This is a genomic window from Nocardia brasiliensis IFM 10847 (assembly GCF_000710915.1).
Lineage (GTDB): Bacteria > Actinomycetota > Actinomycetes > Mycobacteriales > Mycobacteriaceae > Nocardia > Nocardia brasiliensis_A.
This window is the reverse complement of sequence record NZ_BAUA01000043.1, coordinates 23,963-30,481: the sequence shown is the minus strand read 5'-3', so window position 1 is coordinate 30,481 and position 6,519 is coordinate 23,963. Positions and strand designations below refer to the sequence as shown.

At 65.4% G+C, this 6,519-nt stretch carries 6 protein-coding genes; 1 reads left to right on the top strand and 5 read right to left on the bottom strand.

The genetic code is table 11. From position 1 onward, the window contains the following. The 5 genes from pspAB to NBRGI_RS45015 all read right to left on the bottom strand — a co-directional run. On the bottom strand, positions 1-304 hold a 304-nt coding region (pspAB, locus tag NBRGI_RS08555; RefSeq protein WP_029894282.1), incomplete at its 3' end, for a PspA-associated protein PspAB. 1 nt (position 305) lies between these two features. Continuing rightward, on the bottom strand, positions 306-1,211 hold the full coding sequence (gene htpX / locus NBRGI_RS08550; protein ID WP_029894280.1) for a zinc metalloprotease HtpX: 906 nt from the start codon (positions 1,209-1,211) through the stop codon (positions 306-308). A gap of 3 nt (positions 1,212-1,214) precedes the next feature. Continuing rightward, on the bottom strand, positions 1,215-1,493 hold the full coding sequence (gene pspAA, locus NBRGI_RS08545) for a PspA-associated protein PspAA (RefSeq protein WP_029894278.1): 279 nt from the start codon (positions 1,491-1,493) through the stop codon (positions 1,215-1,217). After that, positions 1,490-2,224 carry a PspA/IM30 family protein gene (locus NBRGI_RS08540; protein WP_029894276.1) on the bottom strand — a complete coding sequence of 245 codons (735 nt, stop codon included), beginning with the start codon at positions 2,222-2,224 and terminating at the stop codon, positions 1,490-1,492. Before NBRGI_RS08540 ends, pspAA begins: the two co-directional genes overlap by 4 nt. 674 nt (positions 2,225-2,898) lie before the next feature. Continuing rightward, on the bottom strand, positions 2,899-4,206 hold the full coding sequence (locus tag NBRGI_RS45015) for a polysaccharide deacetylase family protein (protein WP_158439820.1): 1,308 nt from the start codon (positions 4,204-4,206) through the stop codon (positions 2,899-2,901). A gap of 492 nt (positions 4,207-4,698) precedes the next feature. Here NBRGI_RS45015 and NBRGI_RS08525 point away from each other — a divergent pair, with 492 nt between their 5' ends. Next, positions 4,699-5,286, top strand: coding sequence for an alpha/beta hydrolase (locus NBRGI_RS08525; protein ID WP_148310744.1), 588 nt, complete (start codon positions 4,699-4,701; stop codon positions 5,284-5,286). Positions 5,287-6,519 lie beyond the last annotated feature (1,233 nt).

Genomic DNA, 6,519 nt, shown 5'->3' with positions numbered 1-6,519 from the left:
GCACCGTGACCAAGGCGGCGAGGTCGGCCTCCGCGTGCCGGCAGACGATCCAGGTGAAGCCGTACTCATCGAGGCTCGTGGTCGTGGTGATACTCGGATCGAGGTCGAGCAATGCGCGCATCTCGTCGTGTTGCTGCTGTGCGCCGGCCCCCTCGGCCGCTTTGAAGCACACCGCGCCGGTGCCCGTGGGGCGCAGCCCGAGCGCGGCCTGCAAGGTGTAGGCGGCGGCCGGGACAGCGAACAGCACATCGAGATTCGGCGGTACCTGCCGAGTGCGCCCGAACAGTGTGTCGAACAACCGCATCTCAGATCTCCCGGCCGAGTTCGGTTGCCAGCCTCGCCAACTGATCTAGTCGCTGGTCGAGGCTCGGATGAGTGGACAACAGTGTCGACAGGCTCGTGCCCGCACCGAGCGCTGGAGCGAAGAAGAAGGCGTTGAATGCCTGTTCGGCGCGCAGGTCGCTGGTCGGGATGCGAGCAATGTCGCCGCTGATCTTGGTCAGCGCCGAGGCCAGCGCCGACGGCTGTCCGGTGAGGATGGCGCCTGCTCGATCGGCGGCCAGTTCGCGGTATCGCGACAGCGCGCGGATGAGCAAGTAGCTGAGCGCATAGACCACCGAGGAGACCGCGATGACGGCCAAGACGATCAGGAACGTACTGTCGCCGCGGCGATTTCGGCCACCGAACATGGTCGAGTACATACTGAAGCGGACCACCAACCCTGCGAGCACACCGAGAAAGGACGCGGTAGTCATCACCACCACGTCGCGGTGTGCGATATGCGAAAGCTCATGCGCAAGTACGCCGTCCAATTCCTCGGTGTCCAGCCGCCGCAGTAGTCCGGTGGTCACGCAGACCACCGCGTGCCGTCTGCTGCGGCCGGTGGCGAAGGCATTGGGCAACTCGGTGTCGGCGATCGCGATCCGTGGTTTGGCCATGTCCGCGGTGGCGCACAGCCGGTCCACGACGCCGTGCAGGTACGGTTCCTCCGCCGCGGTGACGATCCGAGCTCGCATGGCGTACAACGCGATCCGGTCGGAGAACCAGAACTGTGCCCACAACAGCGCGCCGACGATCAGGACGACCACGACGGCCGATTTGATCAGCGCCACCAACGCGGCGATGAACGCCACGTAGACCAGTCCGAGCAGCAACATGGTCAGCGCCATCCGGGTGGTCAGCTGGCGGTCCGGTTGGAATCGGGTATGCACGGCTCACCCCGGAATCAGTCCGTCATCGCGCAGCATCGCCTTGACCAGCCTCACGTCCGATCCCTCGTCCGGCAGAACCAGATCGGAGGGCACCAGTGCGTCGGCCGGCAGCGCGGTGCCTCGGTAGCGCACAGTGTCCAGTATCTGGCGCAGGGTCAGGCCGAACCCGGTGTCGTCGCCAGAGTCGGCCGCTGCGAGCAGCTGATCGTCGAGGAAATTCAGCTCGTCGACCTGGGCGTCGGTGACCGAGTACTGTCCCTCGCCGAGAATTCGAATGATCATGACTCGCCGCCCGCCGGCGTCTCGAGTGCGGGGGTGAGCTTGCGTTTCAACTGGGCGAGTTCGGATTCGACGTCGCCGGTACCCGCCGCGGCGGCCAGGGCCGCCTGGATGTCGTCGTGGTCGGTGGACATGGTCGCGTCATCGAGCGCACCGGAGGCGATCAGCTCATCGAGCGCCTGTGCCCGCGAACTCAGCTGCGCGGTCTTGTCTTCCGCGCGCTGCATGGCCAGGCCGACATCGCCCATCTCCTCCGAGATCCCGGTAACGGCCTCGCTGATCCGGCTCTGGGCCTCGGCGGCCGTATAGGTCGCCTTGATGGTCTCTTTGCGGGTGCGGAAGGCCTCGACCTTCGCCTGCAAGCGCTGGGCGGCCGCGATGAGTTTCGTTTCCTGCGCGGCGAGTTCGTCATGCTGCGGGCGCAGTTGGTCGAGCTGGGTCAGCGCCGCCGAGCGGCGGGTCAGTGCGGTGCGAGCCAGCTCGTCGCGTCCCTGCGCTACCGCTTGCTCGGCTTGGTCGCTCAGGTGATCTGCGGATTTTTGTAGCTGGTTCTGTTGCAATTCGATTCGTTTGCGGCTGGTGGCGACGTCGGCCAGCCCACGCCGCACCCGGGCGAGCATTTCCAGCTGTCGCTGGTAGGAATAGTCCAGCACCTCACGGGGATCTTCGCTGCGGTCGAGCAACTTGTCGGCCTTGACCCGGAACAACAGGGCCAGGCGGCGGGCGATACTCACGGTGTCCACTCCTTCTCCGGTGGGATCTGTAGTTCACCGTCGTCGCCGAAGCCGCTCCGCGGTAGGGACGTTGGTGCCCGATATCGGGGTCTTCGGTCAGCTGCGTACAACCCGGCCGGACCACCCGCGGACAAGGGGCCGGATGGCACGGCACAATGGACGACCGGCCCTGTACCGCGCATGGTCGGCACATTCATGATGGGCGACAACGGATTCCATACCGGATAGCCTCGACAGGAGAAGATCATGGACTGGCCCACCGCAGCAGTGCTCATCGCGGCGATCATCGCCGTCATGGCGATTGCGAGTACTTACATCGGAACCCGCTCCGGCGGCAACAAGAAATAGCGCACGTCGCGGCCGAACATCTCGATCGGCCGGTGCCGGAGTCGAGTTCGTCGACCACGATGGCACTGTCCCGCACCTGCGGACCGCTGCCATCGAGTGTGCGCGGTCGGCGACCGCGGCAGCCTGATGGTCTTTTGCCGGTGCGCTTCTTGTAGCGCCTGGCCAAGCCCGACGCGCGCGACTTGTATTTGCTGGTACAGCAGGAGCATCGGCACGACCGGCCGACAGATCCCACCGGATGCGGTGAGTCCATCGAGCACGGCTCGAAGCCCGCGCCTTCGGCTGCGGCCCCGACGGACGGGGGCGGTCGGGGCACCGAATCCGGTTCAGGAGTAGGACACTGTCAGCGCCCCTGTGGTGGCGTTCCACTCGATCCTGCCGTGCTGGAAGTCGCTGCGACGTCCGCCGCTGATGTCGTATTCGTCGCTGACGGGCAGGCCGAGCGAGCTTGCGGTGCCGCCGAGTTGAAGGTAGCGGTTCAGGATCGCGCCGTGTGCCTCGTGCGCATCGGTGGCTGATGACCAGTAGATGTTGCCGCCTTGGAACTGTGACGCTCGTCCGCCGGTCACGCCGACTTCATCGGACATCGGGTAGCCGAGGAATCCGCGTTCCCACCCGAGAGCGGACCATTTGTTCCGGATCGCCCCGTAGACCGTATGCGGCCCGCTCGCGGGGCTCCAGTAGATCGAGCCGTTCTGGAAGTGGTTGAACCGCCCGGCACCGTCGGGCGTGCCGGTCTCGTCGGTGATCGGGTACCCGAGAAACGAGGTTACCGAGCCGAGCTCGAAGTACTTCCCGCCGATCGCACCGTGGACTTCGAAGGCGCCGATGTCGTTGCGCCAGTAGATGCGGCCGGTGTCGAACCATTGCACCGCACTGGTTCCGGCTGTAGTGGCGGTCATTTCACCTGTGCGCGGGACACCGAGTGCTGAATTCTGTGCGCCGAAGCCGGCGTAGGCGGCGCCGATCAAGCCTTTGGTGACGGAACGGTAAGGGTCGGTGAAGCCGTAGCCCATGTTCCGCAGGGTCGAAATGATCGATGGCAACGCTGCGGTGTCGGTCGATTCGTTGCTCAGGTGCATGACGATCGTCGCGCCCGGCACCGTGTACTGGCGCACGCGCGCGACGATCGTGTCGACGCTCGCGCCGTCGTATCCGGTTGTGTCGAATGTCCAGTCGTAGTTGAGGTAATAGCCCCGTGCGGCCAGATCGGCATTGACGCCGGCGTCGAGATATCCGTCGCGGTACGGCGCGCGGAACCACCCCGCGCTGGTGTAACCCAGCCGGTTGAATGCCGCCTCCGCCTTGTCCAGCTCCGTCCAGCGATCGGCCCGGGCGAGTTGGGTGAAGTAGGGGTGGTCGTAGCTGTGGTTGATCAGCTTGTGCCCGGCCGAGAGCAGCGTCCGCGTTTGGTCCGGATACTTTTCGACGTAGCGGCCGGTGAGGGAGAACGCGGCGGTGATCCCGTTGTCGCGCAGAATGCGTAGCACTGCGTCCGGGTTGCCAGGACTCCACCAGTCCGCGTCGAAGGTCAAGGTCACGGTCTTGCTCGCCGTGTCGTAGGCGCGCGTGAACACCGTCGCCGCAGTCGGGGGCGCGTCGACGGCCGAGGCGACGAAGGGAACGAATGCCATCACAGCGACCGTCGCCAGCGCCGTGATCCTGCCGACCGTCTTCATGGAGCCCACCCTCATATCGTTCTGCGGGAACAGAATTAATGGTGTGCGCTCGATGGATCGTTCGTCAGGGCAGGAAGTCCCGGATCGAGACGGCATCGGTCGCTTGTGCCGCTACCGCCAGAAGACGATCGACCACCTGCGGCGTGAAAGATCCGAACTTTCACCGATCCCGCGACAGCCCTCCTGCCCTGCCCCGAACGACTTATGGCACTTCTCCCGAGGCATGCGACTGTCGAAACTGGGTGCACCAGTGAACGGAGGTTCGCCATGACAACTGTCGACAGCACTGGGCCTCAGCTGCTCCGCGATACGGAGGTGGTAATCCCCGCGGACACTGTCGAACTCGCTGGACACCTTCGAGTGCCGGTTTCTCCGATCGGGCTCGTAGTGTTCGCACACGGCAGCGGCAGTACCCGAAACACCCCGCGCAGCAGGTCGATCGCTGAGGTGCTGGTCTACCACCGCCTCGCGACGATGTCGATCGATCTGCTGACTCCAGCCGAGTCGACCCACCCCGCTTGGATATTCGACATCGCACTGCTCGGCGACCGCCTGGCCGCAGTGCGGAGTTGGTTGCGGACCGCACGGTTGTGCCGGACGCTGCCCGTCGGATACTTCGGGGCAGGTTCTGATGCCCCTGCGGCACTGTGGGCGGCAGCAGAACGGGGCGACGACGTCCGCGCGGTGGTTGTTCGTGGCGCTAGACCGGACCTGGCCGACGAGCGGCTTGCCGATGTGACCGCACCGACGCTGTTCCTGGTGGGCGGGCACGACACCCGAGTACATGCGCTGAACCGCCGTGCGGCTGCGGCGATGCGATGCGAGCATCGCGTACAAGAGCTGAACGTGCCGGGGCACGTGTCGGAAGGACCGCGGGTGTCGGAATGGGCTGCGCGGTTGGCGGCTGCGTGGTTCACGGAGTATCTGGCGGCCGATCCGTTGGCGTCGGCCGCTGAGTCGGGGCCGGGCGTGGCCGCAAAACCGTTGGCCGAGTTCGCATTCGGCTCCGCACTGAGCCGAGGAACCCATGAGTGATCCCGCCGCTCTCGGCCCGGCCGAACGTCGACTCGCGGCACGGCAAGCCCTAGACGGTCTAGGCCACGATCGGGACGACCACGCTCTATTGCGGGTGCGCTGCGGTCGAAACCTCTATGTCGCCACCGTTTTCGATACGGCGGTGGGCTCGGTGTGCGAGTCGTCGGTCGGTCCGTCAGGGCCTTGAAGTCGGTGTGTTGCTCATACGACACGCTGATTCGTGGCTGTGGGACTTCCCGGGAAGTCACAACACATTCGCTCACTGTGCCCGGAGGGGGGAAAGCGCACGATTGGTACTACTAGTCGAATCGGGTGACATGGGTAGGTTGTCATGGGGTGCAGCACCTTTCAGATGGTGGGGATGTCCAGTTCGGCGAGTAGGTGGCGGACGCGGGTTTCGTCCTCTTCGCGGATCGGCCGCGATTCGTCTGTTCGCGGCGTGACGCATCAGCCCGGCAGCCATCTGTGATTTGCCGCTGTCGCGCACGCACACGATCAAAGACTGCGGGCGGCGTGGTCATCGCTGCGCAGCGGCAGCCGGCCCCGGTAGGGTTGGGTTGGAAGCGATTACGCAGGGCGAGAGAGACATAGACCAGCCCGACCAGGACGGTTGGGCGCCCTCGACCAGGACCGCGCCGACGGTCCGGTCTGGGTTTGGGCTGGCCCGGTGCGCCGCGACGAAAGCCCCATAGGTGATGTGGCGCCACCCCGGTCCGAGATCGGCGATCACGTGGCGCCAGTATTTCTGGGGGGGGGGCGACGTGACCGTTGACATAGAGCACAGGGATGCCGGGGCCGCCGGTGTCGGTGACGGCCAGAGCTGTGTCACCGATCGCCACCATGCCGGTCCACGTCGAATCGGTCGGGTAGGCACGATTTCTCGTCATGAGTTGCTCCTGGTCGGGCCCGGTGCTGTAAAGGCGCGTTCGATGATGTCGCCGCGGGAGGTGGTGGCCAGGGGCGAGGCCATGACCCGCAGGACACCTCGGCGACTATTTCTGACGTCGCAAACGCTATGTTGCATTCCGCTTCGAGGAAACTCAAAAGCTGCGTACGACATGCGTTGAAGCAGCTGAACTTCCATAAACTGTTGCAGACCTGGCACAGCGCGCCACCGAACGCCGCGCCCGCCAACGCCGCCAGGCCGCGCCCCGAGGCAACGAACACCGACGCGAGCGCACGGGACGCGATGTCGAGGCCAGGCGCGCCTACGAGGAGACGTTCACCACCCTG